Origin of the sequence: Bacillus vallismortis (genome assembly GCF_040784915.1) — a bacterium.
Classification (GTDB): domain Bacteria; phylum Bacillota; class Bacilli; order Bacillales; family Bacillaceae; genus Bacillus; species Bacillus subtilis_G.
This window is the reverse complement of sequence record NZ_CP160797.1, coordinates 2,714,685-2,733,541: the sequence shown is the minus strand read 5'-3', so window position 1 is coordinate 2,733,541 and position 18,857 is coordinate 2,714,685. Positions and strand designations below refer to the sequence as shown.

At 39.6% G+C, this 18,857-nt stretch carries 21 protein-coding genes and 3 pseudogenes; 10 read left to right on the top strand and 14 right to left on the bottom strand.

Going from position 1 to position 18,857, the window contains the following annotated elements; all coding sequences use genetic code 11:
- Window positions 1-153 precede the first annotated feature (153 nt).
- The gene (gene adhR, locus ABZM97_RS13460; protein ID WP_087993815.1) at window positions 154-552 is read left to right on the top strand and encodes an aldehyde stress transcriptional regulator AdhR; all 399 of its coding nucleotides are present in this window, start codon (window positions 154-156) and stop codon (window positions 550-552) included.
- A gap of 237 nt (window positions 553-789) precedes the next feature.
- Window positions 790-1,068: an HPr family phosphocarrier protein gene (locus ABZM97_RS13455; RefSeq protein ID WP_087993816.1), complete on the top strand. Its 279-nt coding sequence runs from the start codon at window positions 790-792 to the stop codon at window positions 1,066-1,068.
- A gap of 112 nt (window positions 1,069-1,180) precedes the next feature.
- On the opposite strand, the gene ABZM97_RS13450 is transcribed toward ABZM97_RS13455, so the two are convergent.
- Genes ABZM97_RS13450 through ABZM97_RS13430 form a run of 5 tightly spaced genes read right to left on the bottom strand, consistent with a single transcriptional unit; the run spans window position 1,181 to window position 3,498 of the window.
- Window positions 1,181-1,480 carry a spore coat protein gene (locus ABZM97_RS13450; RefSeq protein ID WP_202327110.1) on the bottom strand — a complete coding sequence of 100 codons (300 nt, stop codon included), beginning with the start codon at window positions 1,478-1,480 and terminating at the stop codon, window positions 1,181-1,183.
- Between the two features lie 15 nt (window positions 1,481-1,495).
- Window positions 1,496-1,693, bottom strand: a complete 198-nt coding sequence (locus tag ABZM97_RS13445; RefSeq protein WP_087993817.1) for a hypothetical protein — start codon at window positions 1,691-1,693, stop codon at window positions 1,496-1,498.
- An 18-nt stretch (window positions 1,694-1,711) separates the two neighbouring features.
- Window positions 1,712-2,848, bottom strand: a complete 1,137-nt coding sequence (locus ABZM97_RS13440) for a zinc-dependent alcohol dehydrogenase (protein WP_087993818.1) — start codon at window positions 2,846-2,848, stop codon at window positions 1,712-1,714.
- A gap of 18 nt (window positions 2,849-2,866) precedes the next feature.
- Window positions 2,867-3,235, bottom strand: a complete 369-nt coding sequence (locus tag ABZM97_RS13435; RefSeq protein WP_087993819.1) for a spore coat protein — start codon at window positions 3,233-3,235, stop codon at window positions 2,867-2,869.
- A gap of 17 nt (window positions 3,236-3,252) precedes the next feature.
- Entirely contained in the window at window positions 3,253-3,498 is a 246-nt protein-coding gene (locus tag ABZM97_RS13430) for a spore gernimation protein GerQ (RefSeq protein ID WP_087993820.1), read from the bottom strand.
- Between the two features lie 425 nt (window positions 3,499-3,923).
- On the opposite strand from ABZM97_RS13430, the gene ABZM97_RS13425 reads away from it, so the two are divergent.
- The gene (locus tag ABZM97_RS13425; protein WP_202327112.1) at window positions 3,924-4,679 is read left to right on the top strand and encodes a metal-binding protein ZinT; all 756 of its coding nucleotides are present in this window, start codon (window positions 3,924-3,926) and stop codon (window positions 4,677-4,679) included.
- Window positions 4,680-4,828: 149 nt separating this feature from the next.
- A pseudogene (locus ABZM97_RS13420) lies at window positions 4,829-5,427 on the top strand (autotransporter-associated beta strand repeat-containing protein); the annotation flags it as partial.
- A gap of 206 nt (window positions 5,428-5,633) precedes the next feature.
- Here the strand turns inward: ABZM97_RS13420 and nikE are convergent.
- The 5 genes from nikE to nikA are packed head-to-tail and all read right to left on the bottom strand — an operon-like array spanning window position 5,634 to window position 10,723.
- A complete protein-coding gene (nikE, locus tag ABZM97_RS13415; protein WP_253268443.1) occupies window positions 5,634-6,452 on the bottom strand; it encodes a nickel import ATP-binding protein NikE in 819 nt (272 codons plus the stop codon).
- Between the two features lie 24 nt (window positions 6,453-6,476).
- Window positions 6,477-7,304, bottom strand: a complete 828-nt coding sequence (nikD, locus tag ABZM97_RS13410; protein WP_087993823.1) for a nickel import ATP-binding protein NikD — start codon at window positions 7,302-7,304, stop codon at window positions 6,477-6,479.
- An 18-nt stretch (window positions 7,305-7,322) separates the two neighbouring features.
- Entirely contained in the window at window positions 7,323-8,153 is an 831-nt protein-coding gene (gene nikC, locus ABZM97_RS13405) for a nickel ABC transporter permease subunit NikC (protein WP_087993824.1), read from the bottom strand.
- Window positions 8,150-9,094: a nickel ABC transporter permease subunit NikB gene (gene nikB / locus ABZM97_RS13400; protein WP_253268442.1), complete on the bottom strand. Its 945-nt coding sequence runs from the start codon at window positions 9,092-9,094 to the stop codon at window positions 8,150-8,152. Before nikB ends, nikC begins: the two co-directional genes overlap by 4 nt.
- Before the next feature lie 9 nt (window positions 9,095-9,103).
- A complete protein-coding gene (nikA, locus tag ABZM97_RS13395; RefSeq protein ID WP_253268441.1) occupies window positions 9,104-10,723 on the bottom strand; it encodes a nickel ABC transporter substrate-binding protein in 1,620 nt (539 codons plus the stop codon).
- A gap of 404 nt (window positions 10,724-11,127) precedes the next feature.
- On the opposite strand from nikA, the gene ABZM97_RS13390 reads away from it, so the two are divergent.
- From ABZM97_RS13390 to ABZM97_RS13375, 4 genes are all read left to right on the top strand, one after another.
- The gene (locus tag ABZM97_RS13390; RefSeq protein ID WP_087993827.1) at window positions 11,128-11,478 is read left to right on the top strand and encodes a DUF2200 domain-containing protein; all 351 of its coding nucleotides are present in this window, start codon (window positions 11,128-11,130) and stop codon (window positions 11,476-11,478) included.
- Between the two features lie 440 nt (window positions 11,479-11,918).
- A complete protein-coding gene (locus tag ABZM97_RS13385) occupies window positions 11,919-12,764 on the top strand; it encodes a MerR family transcriptional regulator (RefSeq protein ID WP_202327117.1) in 846 nt (281 codons plus the stop codon).
- Between the two features lie 413 nt (window positions 12,765-13,177).
- Window positions 13,178-13,747, top strand: a complete 570-nt coding sequence (locus tag ABZM97_RS13380) for a flavin reductase family protein (protein WP_087993829.1) — start codon at window positions 13,178-13,180, stop codon at window positions 13,745-13,747.
- A 621-nt stretch (window positions 13,748-14,368) separates the two neighbouring features.
- Entirely contained in the window at window positions 14,369-14,632 is a 264-nt protein-coding gene (locus tag ABZM97_RS13375) for a hypothetical protein (RefSeq protein ID WP_253268440.1), read from the top strand.
- A 196-nt stretch (window positions 14,633-14,828) separates the two neighbouring features.
- On the opposite strand, the gene ABZM97_RS13370 is transcribed toward ABZM97_RS13375, so the two are convergent.
- From ABZM97_RS13370 to ABZM97_RS13360, 3 genes and pseudogenes are all read right to left on the bottom strand, one after another.
- Complete coding sequence (locus tag ABZM97_RS13370) at window positions 14,829-15,356, bottom strand: PadR family transcriptional regulator (RefSeq protein WP_202327716.1); 528 nt, start codon at window positions 15,354-15,356, stop codon at window positions 14,829-14,831.
- Complete coding sequence (locus tag ABZM97_RS13365; protein ID WP_333516581.1) at window positions 15,353-16,195, bottom strand: sialate O-acetylesterase; 843 nt, start codon at window positions 16,193-16,195, stop codon at window positions 15,353-15,355. The genes ABZM97_RS13370 and ABZM97_RS13365 overlap by 4 nt, the downstream gene beginning before the upstream one ends.
- Before the next feature lie 360 nt (window positions 16,196-16,555).
- Window positions 16,556-16,727 (bottom strand): annotated as a pseudogene (locus ABZM97_RS13360) (transcriptional regulator); the annotation flags it as partial.
- A 274-nt stretch (window positions 16,728-17,001) separates the two neighbouring features.
- Between ABZM97_RS13360 and ABZM97_RS13355 the strand changes: the two are divergent.
- Window positions 17,002-17,169 (top strand): hypothetical protein, encoded by a 168-nt coding sequence (locus ABZM97_RS13355; protein ID WP_289347752.1) that lies wholly within the window; start codon window positions 17,002-17,004, stop codon window positions 17,167-17,169.
- 112 nt (window positions 17,170-17,281) lie between these two features.
- A complete protein-coding gene (locus ABZM97_RS13350; RefSeq protein ID WP_333516580.1) occupies window positions 17,282-17,641 on the top strand; it encodes a hypothetical protein in 360 nt (119 codons plus the stop codon).
- A 799-nt stretch (window positions 17,642-18,440) separates the two neighbouring features.
- On the opposite strand, the pseudogene ABZM97_RS13345 reads toward ABZM97_RS13350, so the two are convergent.
- A pseudogene (locus ABZM97_RS13345) lies at window positions 18,441-18,818 on the bottom strand (glycosyltransferase); the annotation flags it as partial.
- Window positions 18,819-18,857: the final 39 nt, after the last annotated feature.

Below are 18,857 nucleotides of genomic sequence, written 5' to 3'. Positions count from 1 at the left end.
TTATTGCATGGAGAAGTATAGAGCTTAAAGTGTGCTTTAAGGCAAGTCTTGAATTTTTGAAAAAAGATTCAGCTGTTAAAACTTGTTTCCGCTTGACTTAAAGTTAACTTTAAGTGTTACCTTCAAAACATGCAGGACAGAGAGGTGAAAAGTATGAATATTGCGCAGGTGGCAAAGCAGTTCGGCCTCACAGCGGCGACACTCAGATACTACGAACGTGTCGGATTAATCCCGCCGGTAAAACGAAAAGAAAGCGGCATTCGCGATTATGATGAAGAAGATATCAAATGGATTGAATTCATTAAATGCATGCGAAATGCGGGTCTATCGATTGAAGCGTTAATAGAATATACATCGTTATTTACTGAAGGAGATCGTACGGTAGAAGCCCGCAAAAATATCCTGGCTGATGAAAGACAGCGGCTCATAGAGAAGCGGAAAGAAATTGATGAAACAATCAAAAGATTAGATACAAAAATTGAAGATTATGATGGGAAATTACGTGAAAATGAGGCTAAGCTTAAAAACAGGCCTAAAACGGAAGATAAGTGACAAGGTAGCATTCTTTGCCTCCGAGGGGGGACAGGTTGTTTCGAGCTTATTTCCCCGTCAAGAAATGGTGAATAAAAAGAGGTGGATTCGATTACTTATTCGATTGGAGAATTTGCAAACATCATCGGTGTGACAACAAGTACCCTCAGGTAATATGAAAAGGAGGGCTCCTGACTCCTCATCGAAATGAAAATAACATATAAATACCGTTAATATGGGAAGAAGGAGCAGGGAAGCATGATTGAAAAACAGTATACGATTATTGCAAGTACAGGTTTTGCCCGTGCAGCAACTTTGTTGGTTCGTGCAGCCTGCAAATTTCGCTCTCATATATTTCTTTTATATGAGGAGAAATCCGTTGATCTCAAAAATCCGCCCAAGTCCCTTATTGATGTGATGTCATTAGGCATTACATCTGGTACCCACATTCAAATCAGAGCTGAAGGGATTGATGAAGAACAGGCTTTGCAGACGATAGAAGACCGGCTGGGAAGAAGCGGGTTCACGAAGAGTTAATATATTGATAAACATAAAATGAAATGTCGAAAGTTTAAAGATGATTCAACTTTTAAAAACATTAGCTGAGGAACCGTTTTGCCAATCCATACTGCTCCTCAGCTAATGTATGTTAAAGGGTTGGCAACTGAATCGCAGTTTCGATATTTTTTAAATTCAGCTTGACTTGTTCGTCTGTGTTCCAAGGATGGTACCAGCCCTTTTCCATCATATAGCTTGAGATTTGTTCGTGCATATCGAGAGCTTCTTCCAAATGCCTGGTAAGGATCTCTTTCACTTCAGGCGTCCCAGCTTCAGTTGCGGCCATCGCATAATTTCTGACTCCGTTTTTTGCTGCAATCAATAAGTCCATGGCAATGATTTGGTCTGTTAAGACGTTCATGCCGGTGAGATATTCAATGATAGGATTCATGATTCATTCATCTCCTCATTCATGCTTTGCATTAGTTAAAATAGAAGCAAATTCCTGTAACTGTCGTGTCGTAATGTCAACGTCTTGCTGCATGATTTCTTTAAGCTTCGGATCAGACACCAGCGCCTTCATTGTTTTGGATTTCGTCAAACAAAGGGTCTTAAATGCAGTCATTTCTTGGACCTCAAGCACTTCATGTAAGGCGTATTCCATTTCTGTAACCTCCGTTTTTTAAGGCTTTAACACTACTTTTATACAGTCATCCATTTTTGTATCAAAAATGTCATAACCATGCTTAGCTTCACTAAGCGGCAGAACATGGCTTACAACATCTCCCGGATCAATTTTGCCCGTTGACACTAATTCAAACATGTATGGCATATAGTGGATCACCGGAGCTTGTCCAGAGCGTATATTGATGTTTCGCTGCATGATATCACCTAACGGAAAACCGTTATATCTTCCTCCATACACACCTGTAATTTGGATGGTTCCGCCTTTGCGAACGGCTTGGGAAGCAATGACCAATGCACTCATCGTTCCGCCATGAAGTTTTAATCCGCTGGCAAGGAACTCGAGGTCGCTCATTTTCCCATCCATCCCAACAGCGTCAATCACAACATCCGCTCCGCCTTTGGTGATTTCTTTCAAGTAACTCCCTGTATTTTCATGGTCTTCAAAATTAACGATTTCTACTTGATTTGTTCGTTTGGCATGCTGTAAGCGGTAGTTTACATAGTCAACCGCTATGACACGCTTTGCGCCCTTTAACCAACAAAACTTTTGAGCAAAAAGGCCGACTGGCCCGCAGCCGAGAACAATAACTGTATCGCCGTCTTTTACACCGGCATTGTCTACACTCCAGAAACCGGTGGTCATGGCATCGGATATCACGCTTAACTTCTCATCGGGCTCCTCACAGGTTTCAGGAATTTTAAAATGGGTAAAATTCGCAAATGGCACTCTTAAATATTCTGCCTGCCCGCCTGGATAACCGCCAGTATCCCCTGAATAGCCGAAATAGGCGCCCATTTCTCCGTTGTCATTAGATTGATCACACTGACTTTCCAGCTGGTGTTTACAAAAAAAGCATTCACCGCAGGCGATCGTAAAAGGGATAATGACGCGATCGCCTTTTTGCACCTTTGTCACTCCCGGCCCAACTTCTTCAACGATTCCCATCGGTTCATGGCCGATGACATAGTCTTCTTGCAGGTTAGGAATCAATCCATGGATTAAATGCAAATCCGATCCGCAAATGGCTGTACTGGTAACTTTTATAATCATGTCATCGGATTTTTCAATCTTTGGATCTGGCACATCTTTGACAACAACATTTTTAATGCCTTGATACGTTACGGCCTTCATGCTGTAAAACCTCCAGTGTTAGTGTTCATCAGGTGTCCGGTCAAACATCCCTTTTCGATTTGTTTCAACAGGAAAGAGATTCATGTTGCCGACCATGATCGTGTTTTTTGCAGAGAGCCGATCCAGTTTATATTGTTCGCTCAGCTCATACGGGTGGAACCATTTTTTGCTTATCATCAGTTCTGTAATCTCTTGGTGCATCGCGATTCCTTGCATCAGCTGTTTCCGCAACAAGGCTCTTACATCTGATGATGCGGTTTCAGTCAATGCTACAGCTGTATTTCTCACGCCTTCTTTTGCTCGTATAAGAAAATCCAATGCAAATGTAGTGTCTGCAAGTTCAGGCACATTTAGCGAATTAATAGGGTCTAAATGATCATGGTTCAAATTTGCTTACCTTCCTTTCAATTGATGATTGGCGTTGGGCGGCTTTGAGGGACGGGGGCCTGAAATGGCGCACGCTCATAAACCGCTTGTAAATCAGTAAGATCTTGAATGGCTTGCTGCACATCGTTTTGCATCAAGTCCTTCAGGTCTTGGTCAAACACAAGTCCCTGCATTAATTTCGATTTCGCTATACAAAGTGTTTTAAAGTTCACGATTTCATGTAAATCTACAGCCTCGTGAGCAGCTAATGTTTGATGATCCATATTGATTTAACCTCCTTTAATCAACGTTACTTTTCCCTAAATGAATTTGAAGCATACAGAAAGAACATTGCGCCGCGAAAAATTGCATATTCAATATAAATTGAATGATAAACAGTCTGTACGTGGTGACGTCGGCCTAACGGCTCCTGCTGCAAGTTAATGAAATGATTACAAACAACTGATTAAAAGGGGGTTTTCTATAAGGATAGGGTATCTTTGAAACGAAAACTTAGGAATGATTCCACTTTTAAAGGACTTAATTTATTGATCGGATGTAGGCAAGTCAGACGCACGGTGTTTATAAGGAGAGAGGGGCTGGAAAGTGCACTCAGTCATGATTCAGTCATTTTCCCTTTGATATTTTAACAAGATCGTTGTATAATACAAATCGTAATTATTTCGTTTTAATGAGAAGGAGTGTTGTAATGGGAATTTTATTTGGTAAGAGGTTAGGTATATTAACGATTGGTTCATTACTAGTATTGGCAGGATGTCAGGCTTCAGATTCATCAAAAGGTGAGTCTCATAAAACAAGTTCATCAGTTTCAGAAAACTCTTCTAAAACCCAAGAGCAAACATCTGAATCTCATGATCATGATCATGAACACGATCATAGTCATGCACATGCACATGATAAAGAGACAGAAAAAATTTATGAAGGCTATTTTAAAAACAGCCAAGTAAAGGATCGGTCACTTTCTGATTGGGAAGGAGACTGGCAATCAGTATATCCGTACCTGCAAGATGGCACTCTTGATGAAGTATTTTCACATAAATCAGAACATGAAGGTGACAAGACAGCTGAAGAATATAAAGAGTATTATAAAAAAGGGTATAAAACAGATGTTGACCGTATCTTAATCCAGCAAGATACTGTAAAGTTCTTCAAAAACGGAAAAGAATATTCTGGTAAGTATACTTATGACGGGTATGAAATTTTAACATATGATGCGGGCAATAGAGGGGTAAGATACATTTTCAAACTGGATAAAAAAGCTGAAGGCCTTCCTCAGTATATTCAGTTTAGTGATCATAGTATCTATCCGACTAAAGCTAGTCATTACCATCTGTATTGGGGTGCTGACCGTGAAGCTTTACTTGATGAAGTCAAAAACTGGCCTACCTACTATCCGTCAGAAATGGACGGACATGATATTGCCCATGAGATGATGGCGCATTAATTGGGGAGTAACATGCTCATGAAGTGTATTATTTCTTTTTTTTACTGTGAAAATAGATAGAAAGGGATAACGTCTACCTTTGTAGAGAGTGATTACTCAGATGTCTCTGAAAAAGCTGCTGACGAGGAGTCAGCAGCTTTTTCGCCTCTTCCGGCTATCCTGTTCTTGATGATGCAGAAGGGTGGGGAAGGCTTGATCTCTTTTCCGCGCTGATGGCTATGGCGCTTTTATGGATTCTTCCAAAGGCGGCTTCTATGCACTCGATCGCTGGCGCAACGATATCTCCGGCATCGAAAAGCTGACCAAAAAGGGGACAGGCACGTTAAAGCTGGAGGGGAACAATACATACTCTGGCGGCACGCGGATTAATCAGGGTACGCTTGAGGGCGGCTCCGAGACAGCTTTTGGGAGAGGTGATGTTTCAAACAACAGAGGCATCCTGAAGGAAGGTGTCTCAGGAAAACTGATCATCGGCGGAGACTACAAACAATCAGCCAAGGGTATACTTGAACTCAATCTCAGCGGTAAGCATAATCTGCTCAAAATCAAGGGCAAAGAAAAATTAAAAGGGACATTACGTCTCCATTTTTCGGACAATTATATACCGGAGGACGGACCCGCGATCATCACCTGTCATAAGCGTAATGGATCCTTTTCTTCAATCGAAACCACGGGCTTGCCAAGCAAGTACAAAGTGAAGCTCGTCTATCAGTCCAACAGTATCCAATTAAAAGTCAAGGGAAATTAAGTTTGCGTGGTGTGCTGATGCCTGGGGGGTTATACCATAAAGAGTATCAAGCTGGTGCTCGTTTGGCGCCAGCTTTTTTGTGTTTATCAGTGTTCGTGCTGATTGATTGCGCCGGTGATCAGGCTGACCGAAGAACGATTTCATTGCCTTTGTCATCGGAAAGAGGCATTGCTAGTTGACGTAATGAAAGGGCTTAAGCAAGTTTATCACTGAACCGTTTTTGTTCCTATCGAACGAAAGCGCGGGTGTTCTGCAAGTATGGAGCTTTTCATCTCTTTTACTGCTGGATGGTCTGACGCAAAGAACTGATGTTTGGACTCGTAAAGTTCAACTAATTTTCCGTTATCCAGTACACCTAGTGTGTCACTCAATTGATAAGCGGCTTTCAAATCATGCGTAATAAAAAAATACGATAACCCAAACTCATCTTTGAGCTCTTTTAACAAATCGAGTATAAGCATTTGGGTTACCATGTCCAGACTGCTGACTGATTCGTCTAATACGATCAGCTTCGGTTTGAGCGAGATTGCTCTAGCGATATTGATCCGCTGCAATTGACCGCCGCTGAATTGGTGCGGGTATTTTGTTAAATCCTGTTCACTTAAGCCTACTCTTTCCAACAGCTCGATGATGGTTCGCCTTTGTTCCGCTATTGTAAGTGTTTCATAGTTTTCTAATGGTTCTGCGATAATCCGTTCCGCTGTCATTCGCGGGTTGACGGACGAGTATGAATCTTGAAAGACAGCTTGAAGGTCACGACGGATTTTTCGCCGGATCGATTTATTTGCGCTATACATATCATGGCCTTGGAAAAGGATTTGACCTGATTGCGGCCGTTCTAACCCAAGCAATACTTTTCCCAATGTACTCTTACCGGCTCCGCTTGGCCCAATCATGCCTAAGCATGTACCCTGCTCAATCGAAAAGCTGACATCGGAAAGGACTTGTTTAGATGGGGTTTGCCATTTAAACAATGTCCGAGCCCCATAACAATGACTAACTCCTCTCACTTGTAATAAACTCACTTCATCACCCCGTATCAAATTCTGTCAACATGATCCAATGGAACGTTTATCTATTGGCAATGTCAAACGTGCATCCAATAGCTTCTTTGTATATTCATGATTTGGTGCATCAAACAGCTGAAACACATCTGCTTTTTCTGCGATTTTTCCTTTCTGCATCACAGCAACTTCATCCGCCATTTCAGCAATGACGCCCAGATCATGAGAGATGAGCAAAATCGCCGTTCCACATGTAGAGCGCAGGTCATCTAAATGTTTCAGCACGGTCTTCTGATTATTGACGTCTAGTGCAGTTGTGGGTTCATCCGCAATCAGAATGGCCGGATGTAAGCAAACAGCGGTTGCAATCATCACCCGTTGAAGCATTCCGCCGCTTAATTGAAAAGGGTAAGATTTTAAAAGTTTAACAGGATTGGATAAGCTCACATTATGCAATGCTTCGATTGCAAGCTCCTTCGCCTGCTTTTTGTTAAAAGACGTATGAGAGCGAATCGTTTCGATCATTTGATGGCCAATCGTAAAAACGGGTGTAAAAGCGTTCATCGGATTTTGCATAATATAGGCCATATCTTTGCCGCGGATCTTGCGCATTTCTTGATCTGCCAATCCGTTTAATTCTCGGCCTTGTAAGGAAATGCTTCCTTCCACCTTGGTTGTTTTCTGATGAAGCATCTGAAGAATGGACATGCCCGTTACTGTTTTTCCGCATCCGCTCTCACCAATCAGACCAAGGATTTGACCTCGCTTCAGTTCGAAATTGACGTCTTGCACTAGGGTTGAAACTCCTTTTTGCGTTTTGGCCTGTACATGCAAATCTCTCACTTTGAGCACCGGTGATTGTTCTGTTCCCAACTTCGTCATTCCTTTTTATCATCGACGTTTAACTCCGTATTTTTCTGATAAACTCTCGCCCAATAAATTGAACGTTACAACCACAATCATGATCATCAGCCCTGGATAAATCATCAACTCAGGGTTCGTCCGAATATACGATTTACCTTCATGAATCATCGCTCCCCATTCCGCAGCTGGGGGCTGGACGCCTAATCCAAGAAACGACATAGCGGATATGTCCATAATGGCCCAGCCCATTTCCAATGTACCCATGACAACGAGGGGAGGGAGCACATTAGGTATGATATGTTTTTTCAGAATCTTCCATTGTGATGATCCATTGATTTTTGCGGCTTTAATAAAGTTTTCCTCTTTCAGGCTAAGCACCATTCCTCTAAAGATTCTCGCATAATAGACCCATTGCACCAGCATGAGAGCAAGAATGACTTGAGGAAGTCCAGGGCCGAATATGCCCACTAGACCAAGAACTAAAATTAAGTTTGGAAAGGCCATCACACCATCACAAAATCTCATTAACAGCTGATCAACCCATCCGCCTTTATATCCTGAAATCGTACCGACAATGAGACCGATCACGAGTGAGGAAATAAAAATGAGCATTGCAAATCCCAAAGAAATCCGTGTTCCGTACAAAAGGCGGGATAAGTTGCATCTTCCTAAATGGTCAGTTCCTAAAGGGAACTCCAAGGATGGAGGGTGCAGCTTATATGCCAAATGAACAGCAACAGGATTATTCGGCGCAATCCAAGGGGCAAATACAGCGATGAGAAACAGAATGGATAGTATGGTGATGCATGCCGTTATCACTTTTTGACTTTTGTATATCCTGCGTATGCTTGTAATCATCGATACTGCCCTTCTTTCCTGGAAATGCGCGGATCAATATACATTTGAATGAGATCAACGATTAAGCTGCTCAATATAAAAAAGGCGGCGGCTATGAACACATAGCATTGAATGACAGGGATGTCACGATTGAAAATGGCCTCGATAAAATAACGGCCAAAGCCAGGCCGAGAAAAAACCACTTCAACAATAATGGTTCCGGTGAGAAGTTTGCCAAGATTCATTCCTAGGCCTGTAATCATCGGAGAAATGGCCATTTTCAATACATGCTTAGCCATAATGCTTTTATTCTTCAGTCCTCTGATTTTTGCGTATTGGACATACGGTTCTTGCAGGTTTTCTATCACACTGGCGCGCAAAAGCCTTGTATACATTGCAATTAAAGGAAGCGCCAGCGTCATTGACGGCAGTACGAGGTGCTGCCATGTCCCAATTCCTTCTACTGGAAAAAGATCTAATTGAACAGAAAAGAAAAAAACCAACATATACCCTAACCAAAAAGTCGGAATGGATGCCCCGAAAAAGGAAATGAAGCGACTGATATGATCAATTGCGCGATTTTTTTTGATTCCAGCAAAGAAGCCGAGAGGCACACTGACAAGCACCGCGATCAATAAACTCCCAAGCGCAAGTTCGATCGTTGCTGGCATTCGGAGGGCAACCTCGTCCCAAACCGGCTTATTCGAAACATAAGATATGCCAAAATCGAATTGGCATATCTTCAAAATAGAGTTTACATATTGGATAAAGAATGGTTGATCTAAGCCAAACTCATGTCTCTTTTGTTCTAAAATGTCATCGTTTGGCTGGATATGCGCTGCGGCTACATACGCTTCAGCCGGGTCAACCGGTGAGAGTTGAATCATTCCAGTTGTCAGAAGCGCAGCTAAAAGAAACACTGGAATGATGGACATGATTCGTTTCAATATATAGATACCCATAAAAGCCTCCTACTGCTTCATGCGAATACCTGTAAATGGATGTTCGTCACGATTGGCAGGGAAAGTAAAGTCTGTCATATTCTTTTGGTAGATCGCTGTCTTTTTAATATAAGAGATCGGAACGATGGCTCCCTGATCTTGAAGGGATGTTAAAATAGATGAGTAAAGCTTTTGACGCTCTTTTTCATCAGTTGTTTGAGGAACCTTTGCCATCTGCTTCAATAACTTATCTTTGTTTGGATAGGCAGAAATCGCTTCATTAAATCCAAACCCTTTTGACGCGACAATGTTTACAAAGGTATGCGGGTCATAAGGCGCGCCATAGTTGCTAAAGAAGTTCATATCAAATTCATTCGCTTTGAACCGTTTAACCTGAGTCGCCAATTCTACTCCTTCAAGATTCAACTTCACTCCAATCGCTGCCCACTCTGCTTGCAGTGTTTCTGCCATTGCTTTTTGAATGGATTCCGCTGAATCATACATTAAACTAAATTCAAGAGGCTTTCCGTCTTTCTCACGCACCGTCTTGCCATTCGGAAGTTTCCAGCCGGCCGCATCTAATAACGCTTTCGCTTTTTCTGCATCATATTTTACTGGCTTTACATCAATATCAGACGTGTATGGGAAAGTTGTCGGCAAAATATGATCTGCTTTTTCTTCTAACCCGGAGGTAATGCCTTCCACCATGGCGTCTTTATCAAAACCGTAGTGCAGGGCTTGGCGCACACGTTCATCAGAAAGTTGTTCTTTTTTCGTATTCATGACAAGCTGTCTCGTCGCTACCGGTTCAGAAAGACTAGTTTCATACTGACCTGTCGATTGCAGCTGCTTGTATGCATCCAAGCTGATGACGCCTTCACCGTAAATTAAGTCCAATTCACCTTTTTCAAATGCGAGCACTCTTGTTTCTGCGTCCGGGATGACTTTCACCTTGATTTTCTCGACTTTAGGCTTTTCACCCCAATAATTTTCGTTGCGTTTAAAAATCGCATATTCATCAGCTTTATATTCGTCCAATACCCATGGACCCGTTCCCACCGGTTTTGCGACACCTTTTGATGTATCGCCATCCTGAGGGAATCCAGCCTCTCCTAAAAATCGAACAGGCCGTACGACTGCCAGCTCCTGAATGGTTGGGTAATAGGGTTCAGTCATTGTCAATTGAAATGTATGATCATCGATCACTTTTGTTTGAGCTATTTTTGTTATAAATCCTAACCAGCTATGTAACTCAGGATGTTTTAAAATGGAGTCGAAATTCTTTTTCGCGATTTTTGCGTTAAAGGTTGTTCCATCCGAGAATTTGACATCCTTACGCAAATGAAATGTATACACTTTACCGTCATTAGATAGATCCCAAGACTCAGCTAAATGCGGTTTAAGCTTCCCTCCAGTTCCATAAGTGACCAAAGGCTCGTATACCATTGATTGGGCAAACAATTGGGAAGGGTTATAGACATGCGGGTTCATTTCGCCTATATCTCTAGGCCAAGCAATTGTGACCATATTGTTATGTTTTTTCATCTCTGTTGAATTTCCTGCATTAGTACATCCTGCTAATAAAATAGAAAAGATGAGCATGGATAAGAAAGTAATTTTAATTTTCGAACGAATCTTCCCGCTATGCATCTGTATTTCCTCCTAAGTGATGTTGATAATCATTTTCATTTTAAGGAGGCATCATACTCTTGTCAATGTAAGAATATAGGTATTGATTATTTTGAAACTAATAAAGTGTTAACTCATAGATCTGCATTCATCATATCTTTCCTAAAGTCATAATTAGTGAAAATTTTACCACTATACGGAAATGATCCGGTGAACAAATCCTTGCTCATCTGAATATGAATCTTACTCTTAGAGATGAGGATTTTGAATATAAAAACACCATCTTTCTATAGCGAAAGGTGGTGCTTATTTTGTATCAAGCTTTGAAGTCAAAAACATATGTGGCATCGAAATAAAATTTGATACAATTATGTTAATAGCTGAATTGTAACTATTCCCCAAACAAGCCACAAAGGAGGATTATCATGACTAAACATAAGATTTATACAATGAGTGTCGCAAAAGTTTATCCCTATTATATTTCGAAAGCTGAGAAAAAAGGACGCACAAAATCAGAAGTCGATGAAATCACTCGTTGGTTGACAGGATATAGCCAGAAAGAGTTAGAAGGGCAACTGGAAAAACAGACAGACTTTGAAACCTTCTTTGCGAAAGCCCCCCAACTGAATCCTTCACGGGCTTTGATCAAAGGTGTAGTCTGCGGCGTCCGAGTGGAAGATATCGAAGAATCAACGATGCGGGAAATCCGCTATTTGGATAAATTAATCGATGAGCTAGCAAAGGGGAAATCGATGGAGAAGATTTTGCGGAAATAATAATGACAAAGAGACACTGTATTTATATAGGTTTACTTTTAAGTCATTAATGATCAACCTTTTTTATAAAAAATGTATACGAATTCACAAAAAAGACATCCATTTTGATCAAACATTTTTCGAAATGGATTCTTTTTATTTGTTCTAAAATGGGTTTCTAGAGATCCTTTTTATTTCAAAGCCTTAAAAAATCTTTAAAATCAAGGGTTACCATTTTTACTATATTATTAAAGTGGTAAAGAAAGGGATGGTTTTACTCAGGAAGATCTGACGGTAGATCATCTGTAGACAAGATTAGACGTAGGATTAAAAACGAACTGGAGGAAAAAGAAGATTGTCTTAAAACGGTTTTTTTCTCGGAGATCGTTCAGTTAGGATTTTGACTGTCATCGTGCATAATGAAATTTTTAAGAACGAACAAAGAAGAAAGGATGAGTTTGATGAAGGAATACTTTTCGATTGGGGAAACAGCCCGTCTCAATCACATCTCAATTCAAACATTGCGCTATTATGATAAGATCGGGATTTTCAAGCCTTATTATACAGATCAGGATAATGGCTATCGATATTACCATGTTAAACAGTTCTTTTATTTAGATATCATAAAATATCTCAAATGTATTAAAACACCTTTGGAAGACATTAAGCGCATTATCTCACATACATGTACCCCTGAACGGATGCAAACCTTTCTTGACGAGCAAGAAAGCGTGATTGAACGTGAAATGGAAAGACTCGAACGTGCCAGGCAATTGCTTCATAGAAGAAAGAACCAGCTTCATGAACAAGTGGAGATACGCACTAAAAAAGAAGAAGGTCTAGTTTATGTTCGACATATAGAAGGCCAAACCATTTTAAAAGCAGCGACACCTCAAGTGAATCCTCATGACCAATCAGATTTGTATTACCGAAAATTGGCTGAAGTCCTTGAAGAGAGAGGAGATATGGTTGATAACTATTATGGACTTATTTATGATTTAAAGCCTTATAAAGATTCCGGTGATATTTATTGCAACAGTGTTTATACGACCATTCATGATGGAGTAAAGATAGAGATAGAAGGACAAAACATGACGATCGATTCTTTCCCATCCGGTGAATATGTGTGTATCTCATTTGATTGCTCTGTAACAAATTATTTTTCATACTATCAAAAACTGTACCATTTTATTGAATCTCATGGCATCCAAACGGATGAAAAAGTATATCAAATTTCTCTTCCAAACAGCTACGACTCATTAAGAGAAGAAGACTTCCTCACAGAATTTAGAGTGCGGAAAAAATAACGAACCCCTTGACCCTATCGTTGCTATAGGGTTTATGATTTATGCATCGTTCTTATGAATTTGTAAAAGGAAGGATGTATAAGATGAAAAATAAAAGAGGTAAGACGCTTCGCTTACTTATGCGGCAATGGCAAGGCGCAAACAACCCTCCGTATGTACTTGGAGCCCATTTATTTAACGGGCTTGCACCTAAAACGAATGATCCATTTGAAGAAATGCCAGGATGTAGCCAAAGCCTATGATGTTGCAGGACTTGGGATTACAGAACATTTTCCATTGGATGCGTATAACTTACAAAATGTGTTGCAGTGACTTCCATTATTGGAGGATATCAACAAAAAGACGTTGAAACACGTTTTATCGTATTTCAAATTCTAATAAAAAATAAATCTAAAACAAAAGGAGCGATGAATATGAGAGCGCCGATAGACGAACCAACTTGGTACTCCTACCCTGGAATGGTAGCTGTCGTTACGGCTCAATATGAAGGTGAAAAAAACGCAATGGCTTCTGGATGGCACACGTATATTGGATCTTCTCCTGGCATGTATGGGGTCTCAATAGGCAAAGGGACATATACTTACAAAATGATTGAAAAAAGCGGTGTTTTCGGTGTGAATTTTCTTCCAGGGAGATGTTCGGAATTCATTCAAGCATTAGGCACACATAGCGGCAGAGATATAAATAAGTTTGAAGCATTTCATATTCAATACGAAGAAGGACGAAAAGCTGAGATACCGATTTTAACAGATGCGTATTTTGCTTATGAGTGTAAAGTACACAGTATATCCACTTTGGGCGATCAAGAGTGGGTTGTGGGAGAAGTATTACAGAGATATCAAGATAAAGAGCTTTTCTTAAAAAATGGAATGCCAAATTTAGAGAAGCTGGATATTCCGCTTCATATTGGAGAGTCCAGCTATCGAATACTAAATAGTAGAGCAGAGGAACATCAACATCCCTTTGGTCCCAATGCTGATTGAAACGTGCAAGTTCCTTCAACTTCATTGTTGTGTGGTATACATGCTCATAAAACCCCTATGTCTTGGGTAAACCCAAATGCATTTATCATCTCAGACACAATGATCGTAAGAGTTGAGGAAACCACTATCAAAATAAAAATCAATGGATGTATGTGCAGCGGTTTCCGCTGGAAATCCATTGACTTCGCCTTAGCAAAAAAAGACCCAAAGACCGTGAAGCTTCTTCAAGATAGCTTTGCGATCTTTTTATTTCTAAGCCTCAATTTATCTTCCGATGGAAAGTATTTCAACTTTCTCTGCCGATCAACATTAGTCCATAAAGGAAAGATTATTTCCAGATTTATCAAAAAAGTCAGTAAAGCATTACGCAACCAAAATAAAATGCGTCCCGTTCATTTGCAGATTCATGATCCCAAAAATGAACTTTCCCTATTGAATTGCCCTCATAGTCAAGCTTATTTGCAATTGGAATTCTTCCATGAGGGAATTCATCTTTATACGCCTCTATATCGTAGACAAGTGAATGATCATTGTTATTTACTCAACTAAATCGTCCGCTATTAATTTGTCTTTCACCCAAGATTATGTTTATGGTTAGTTGATGTTTAAGAAAGGATGGGGATGATGAAAAACTTAGGTGGGATTTCAATTTTATTTTTCTTGATCTCGTTGATGGTTTTTGGAATTTCGTTTTTTAATGAGGACCTTTTTTCAGGACCAGTTATGATATTCTTTTCGATTGTTCTACCGTTAATTGGATTTATTGTTGCACTTGTAAGTAAGAGCGGTAGGACAAAGTTTGTTGGTCTTATCGGGAATGCCATTATTCTTATTGGAGCAGGAGTAATACCAGCTGCTTCGACGATGTTTTGGAATCAGCCTTAAACATCGGTAAAACGGGGGGCAGTGTCACTTGCTCTTGTTGGGGGGCAAGTGTTGACAACCCTATTAGCGGGTTTACTAAAGAAGGAGTATAAAACCTGTATCAATGATGTTACTAGATATCTACGACACAGGTTTTATATTTAGGTAACTAATATTCTTATATATTTAACATTACATTTTTTTATTATGCAATAGTTCACTCTATTTCTGCTTTCAATTTTTCGAACCACTCTAAATTAACCAAGTGATGTGAACGGGAATTTTCGTTCATACGGCGAAAGTAATTGATTGTGCCGGGGATTTCTTGAGTGATGGACAGGTATTCATCAAGGAGCTCGATTCGAGTTTTAGTCTGGTCGATTTGTGATTGGATCAGATCCAGTAATTTATTTTTGTCGAATTCATCGGCAAAGAGTAACGCCCCATAAAATTGCAGGTTCACATATTCCGATTTGGTGCCGTATTTGATCATTAATTTTTCGAATTCTGCCCTTCCCGATTCTGTGACTTTAAAGTTACGGATTTCACGCCCACTGGTTGAGGATTTCTGCTGAATCTGTTCAATAAAACACTTTTCTTCAAGTTGCTGCAGATTGTAATAAAATGAACCTTTCGTGTAGTTAACAATGTATTTGTAATGACGTTTTTCCATTAAGGCCAGAAGTTCATAGCCGTGAGCTCCAGGGTTTTGGATTAGCAAGCCAAGGATAAGTAAGGGAATTATGGCTTCATCACCTTCGCCATCCGCGCCTCAAATTCCGCGTACGTGATTTTACCCGAAGCCAAATCCATACTATGGAGGTAAATCTGTTCTGTTTTAGAATAGTCACCATTCACTTTCAGTGATTGCTCCTCTCCCGAAATGGGTTTCAGGATATGGTGCTTTTTCGAAAAAGCCTCGAAATAGCGGTAACCGAATTTGCGTTGTGAAGCTGCGTCTAAATGAATGCCATCAGGATTCGCAGTCAAACCTGCTGCAGTAACAAAATAACAATTCTGTTGTTCATTAGCAAAACGCAGCAATTGTTCGTTAACCTGTCGAAATTCGGTCGCGTGCTGTCCAAAACCGGTCTTCCCAAGAAAGTCACCAAGCCCTCCAATAATCAACGGTACCTCATCAAGTTTCAACTCGTTTCTTAGCGTCTCGATGATAAGGGTTAATTTCTCGTAATAAGTTTCATGTAGCGAACGATAACTGTCACTCTCACCCTGGTGCCAAAGGATTCCACAAATTTGACTGGACCGGAGAGCGAAGCGGGCTTCGGCCAAAGCATGCTGAAAAAGGATGCCTTCCGGATGCCAGTCATTCAATGAACTGCCACCTTCCGCACAAGGGATCAAGCCAATTTCTTCATCGGGATGAGCTTTCGACCATGCATCTGCAAAAGATGCCGCCAGGCCAACGCCGGAAACCGGACGGTCGTAATTAATCGGCTCTGTCATCATCTGCCACTGTCCATTGCGCAGCATTTTTATTTTTTCATTATAGATAGGGTCTACTTCATTCAAAAATCCACGGCCCGCCATATTCGACTGCCCCAACATTAAAAAAGACTTTATCATCTAATTTTCACTTCTTTACATCAATATTTTGGTCTAATTAGACTATAGTCAATTCAGTTTGTCTTGTAAAGTTTATTAGTATGTATGAAAAACAACATTGAAAATTTGCTGGATGTATTTGAGAAATTGCAAGTTCTTTGCTTTTTCTTATTCAACTATCGGGGGCTTTCGTTCATTAACGATCTTCCACAATCGGGCGCGATTATTGAACAAGAACTAAAGGAGTTATACATATTAGTCATGTAAAATATGTATAACATAAATGAGGATATGATTGAAATATAAATGAGAATCTAAATCTTATTAGTTAACAGAATTAAACATAATAAACAGAAATAAATAATAATAAACTAACGGCGTTTATTTATCTGATTTCCGTCTTTCCTTTAATTGCTCCGTTATAATCTCCAAAGCAGCCTGTAAAATTTCCTCATTTACTTCACCGTCTATAACTGCAAGGGAATGTTTCAGGATCGTTTAACACTTTTTTTGCTTCATCTTGGAATTCTTTTTCACTGCTTTCATCCTTTAAATGATTGTTTTTGTATACCTCAAAATAAAAAACCTTAAAGATGACAATCTAAAAATTGGATTCGTTAAATATTATAGGAAAACCACGATTTTTTTCATAGGAAAATGCGTCTAAAGGTGATGGAATATAATAAAAGAGAGCCCACTGCCGTACTTAAAAAGCTGCACGATTGAGTGTAAAGCATTGCTAATCCTTTTTTTACTGGTGTAATTATTTGTAAAGTATTAAAATTGCAGGGGCATGTAAACCAACTGGACTTCAAAGGAGTTTAATCATGAAAATGAATGAAAAGATGAAAGAGGTTCAAAGAAAATATAGAGAAGAGCTTAAAAAAAAGACACACGAGCATGAAGATGATAAACATTATATTAAAGAAACAATTATTGTCGTAACGATAATTGTATTGTTTATTTTTTTCACTTACACCTTGCAAGGTTTTTAATAAGAAGATCCCTTTTTTCCATTTCGATACTTACCGGTTTTCATTTCATAGGAAGTACGTTCAAATGATGGGGGTGTATCCCAAATGAAATGGATTGTTAAAAGGGAGGACTATGTTGGAGGGGGTAAATATCAATAAAAAATCTTTAAAAATGTTAATGATTGTGCCAATTCTAATCATTTGTTATGTTTTATTTTTAAATCCTGAAATTATACTTGAAGAGCATTGTCCTAATAAGCCTTATAGTTTAACAATCGTAAAGCACGGGACAGGTATATTTGATAAGAAAATTGTTCTAATATATTACAAGATCAACGGAAAAACAGTAGCTGTTGGGAATTTGGTGTTTTTTGAGAATTTTGGCAGAGATATAGATGTTACTTGGGATACGAATGCTGATGATGGAACTTGGTGGATAGATAAAAACGTACATTTAACCATGACCTATGCTAAAAATTTTAAGGGGATTTAGACAAGAAAGATATTGATTTTGATTATGGTACTGTCCAATAATAATGAAGCAGTTTATTTAAAATAGGAATATAATCTAAAAGAACCGCCAGTCGCGGTTCTTTCAGCGTGTCGACAAACCCTCGCATTCGTTGTCAGGCTTGCGCGTCGGTGCTCACGTGTTATGAAAGGAACGGCGGTTAAATGCTTAGGCGTCCTGCCTAAACACCGCCGTCATCACATCCTGTGAAAGTCTGCTCCGATGCTCGCCCTTCCTAGACTTCAAGGGTTTTCAATCACGCTGAAAATATGACAAAGTCATAAAACAAAAACCGTTTTATGACTTTGTCAACAATCTGAAAGAACCGCCAGGCGCGGTTCTTTTATGTTCAGATTCAAACTGATTTAGGAGCGATTTTTTCTTTCCTTACAAATATCATGATTCCGAGGATGATACAAAAAGTATAGCTTTAGTTTTGTGAATTTGAAAAGAGTACCTATGCGGCTTTAGCTGGGTTCAAGAATGCTGCTTAGGTATTTTTTTTATTAATGTTTTTTGAGGTAAAAGTAGAAACCTATGATAACATTTTCGTTTCAAAACTAAATTGAAATTTGAAGTATGATAGAAGTGAAAAATCGCCATCTCATGTATTTGGTCAAACTGCCATTCTATATCACCTATTACTAAATGTAACTGTAGTAATTCAGAAGTTAGTTTTTCTTTATCTTCAATTTGACTTAAGTTAGCTAAAACTTTATTCATTCTTTCATGTATTTGCGGAAGTTCTTTAATATTTTCCTCTTCTTCTAAAAGTCAACTGGACTTGCTGGGCGCCGCTGACATAATTGCTTACGGGTCCGACCATGCCGGTTTTTTCATCGTGGTAAAGCAGCTTGATCATAGGTTCCAGCCACTGATTTGTTACAATCGTGTCATTGTTTTAAAAAAGAATATTGTCCCCTGAAGCAACTTCAAAGCCTCGATTGCAGCCTTTCGCGAAACTTTCGTTTGTCTCGTTGAAAATTGCTTTAATGGAAGACATCTCTTTAAGATAATCACGTGTCCCGTCATGAGAGCCGTTATCTACAACAATGATTTCTATACAGTTATGATCCGTATACTTCCATATGCTCTCCAAACATTGTTTCGTTAAATTCAATTCATTATAAGTCAGCACAATAATGCTCGTTTTCAACATACCTCAGCCCCTCTTTGTAACAGTCAGTACTACATATAT

What these genes read in the sequence shown, in the direction of transcription:
- ABZM97_RS13380 (WP_087993829.1), top strand. Translation starts at nt 13,178, where the DNA reads ATGAGAGCGCCGATAGACGAACCAACTTGGTACTCCTACCCTGGAATG.
- adhR (WP_087993815.1), top strand. Translation starts at nt 154, where the DNA reads ATGAATATTGCGCAGGTGGCAAAGCAGTTCGGCCTCACAGCGGCGACA.
- ABZM97_RS13355 (WP_289347752.1), top strand. Translation starts at nt 17,002, where the DNA reads ATGAAAATGAATGAAAAGATGAAAGAGGTTCAAAGAAAATATAGAGAA.
- ABZM97_RS13375 (WP_253268440.1), top strand. Translation starts at nt 14,369, where the DNA reads ATGATGAAAAACTTAGGTGGGATTTCAATTTTATTTTTCTTGATCTCG.
- ABZM97_RS13445 (WP_087993817.1), bottom strand. Translation starts at nt 1,693, where the DNA reads ATGGAATACGCCTTACATGAAGTGCTTGAGGTCCAAGAAATGACTGCA.
- ABZM97_RS13350 (WP_333516580.1), top strand. Translation starts at nt 17,282, where the DNA reads ATGTTGGAGGGGGTAAATATCAATAAAAAATCTTTAAAAATGTTAATG.
- nikC (WP_087993824.1), bottom strand. Translation starts at nt 8,153, where the DNA reads ATGATTACAAGCATACGCAGGATATACAAAAGTCAAAAAGTGATAACG.
- nikA (WP_253268441.1), bottom strand. Translation starts at nt 10,723, where the DNA reads ATGCATAGCGGGAAGATTCGTTCGAAAATTAAAATTACTTTCTTATCC.
- ABZM97_RS13430 (WP_087993820.1), bottom strand. Translation starts at nt 3,498, where the DNA reads ATGGATCATCAAACATTAGCTGCTCACGAGGCTGTAGATTTACATGAA.
- ABZM97_RS13450 (WP_202327110.1), bottom strand. Translation starts at nt 1,480, where the DNA reads ATGAATCCTATCATTGAATATCTCACCGGCATGAACGTCTTAACAGAC.
- ABZM97_RS13440 (WP_087993818.1), bottom strand. Translation starts at nt 2,848, where the DNA reads ATGAAGGCCGTAACGTATCAAGGCATTAAAAATGTTGTTGTCAAAGAT.
- ABZM97_RS13425 (WP_202327112.1), top strand. Translation starts at nt 3,924, where the DNA reads ATGGGAATTTTATTTGGTAAGAGGTTAGGTATATTAACGATTGGTTCA.
- ABZM97_RS13390 (WP_087993827.1), top strand. Translation starts at nt 11,128, where the DNA reads ATGACTAAACATAAGATTTATACAATGAGTGTCGCAAAAGTTTATCCC.
- ABZM97_RS13385 (WP_202327117.1), top strand. Translation starts at nt 11,919, where the DNA reads ATGAAGGAATACTTTTCGATTGGGGAAACAGCCCGTCTCAATCACATC.
- ABZM97_RS13455 (WP_087993816.1), top strand. Translation starts at nt 790, where the DNA reads ATGATTGAAAAACAGTATACGATTATTGCAAGTACAGGTTTTGCCCGT.
- nikB (WP_253268442.1), bottom strand. Translation starts at nt 9,094, where the DNA reads ATGGGTATCTATATATTGAAACGAATCATGTCCATCATTCCAGTGTTT.
- ABZM97_RS13365 (WP_333516581.1), bottom strand. Translation starts at nt 16,195, where the DNA reads ATGATAAAGTCTTTTTTAATGTTGGGGCAGTCGAATATGGCGGGCCGT.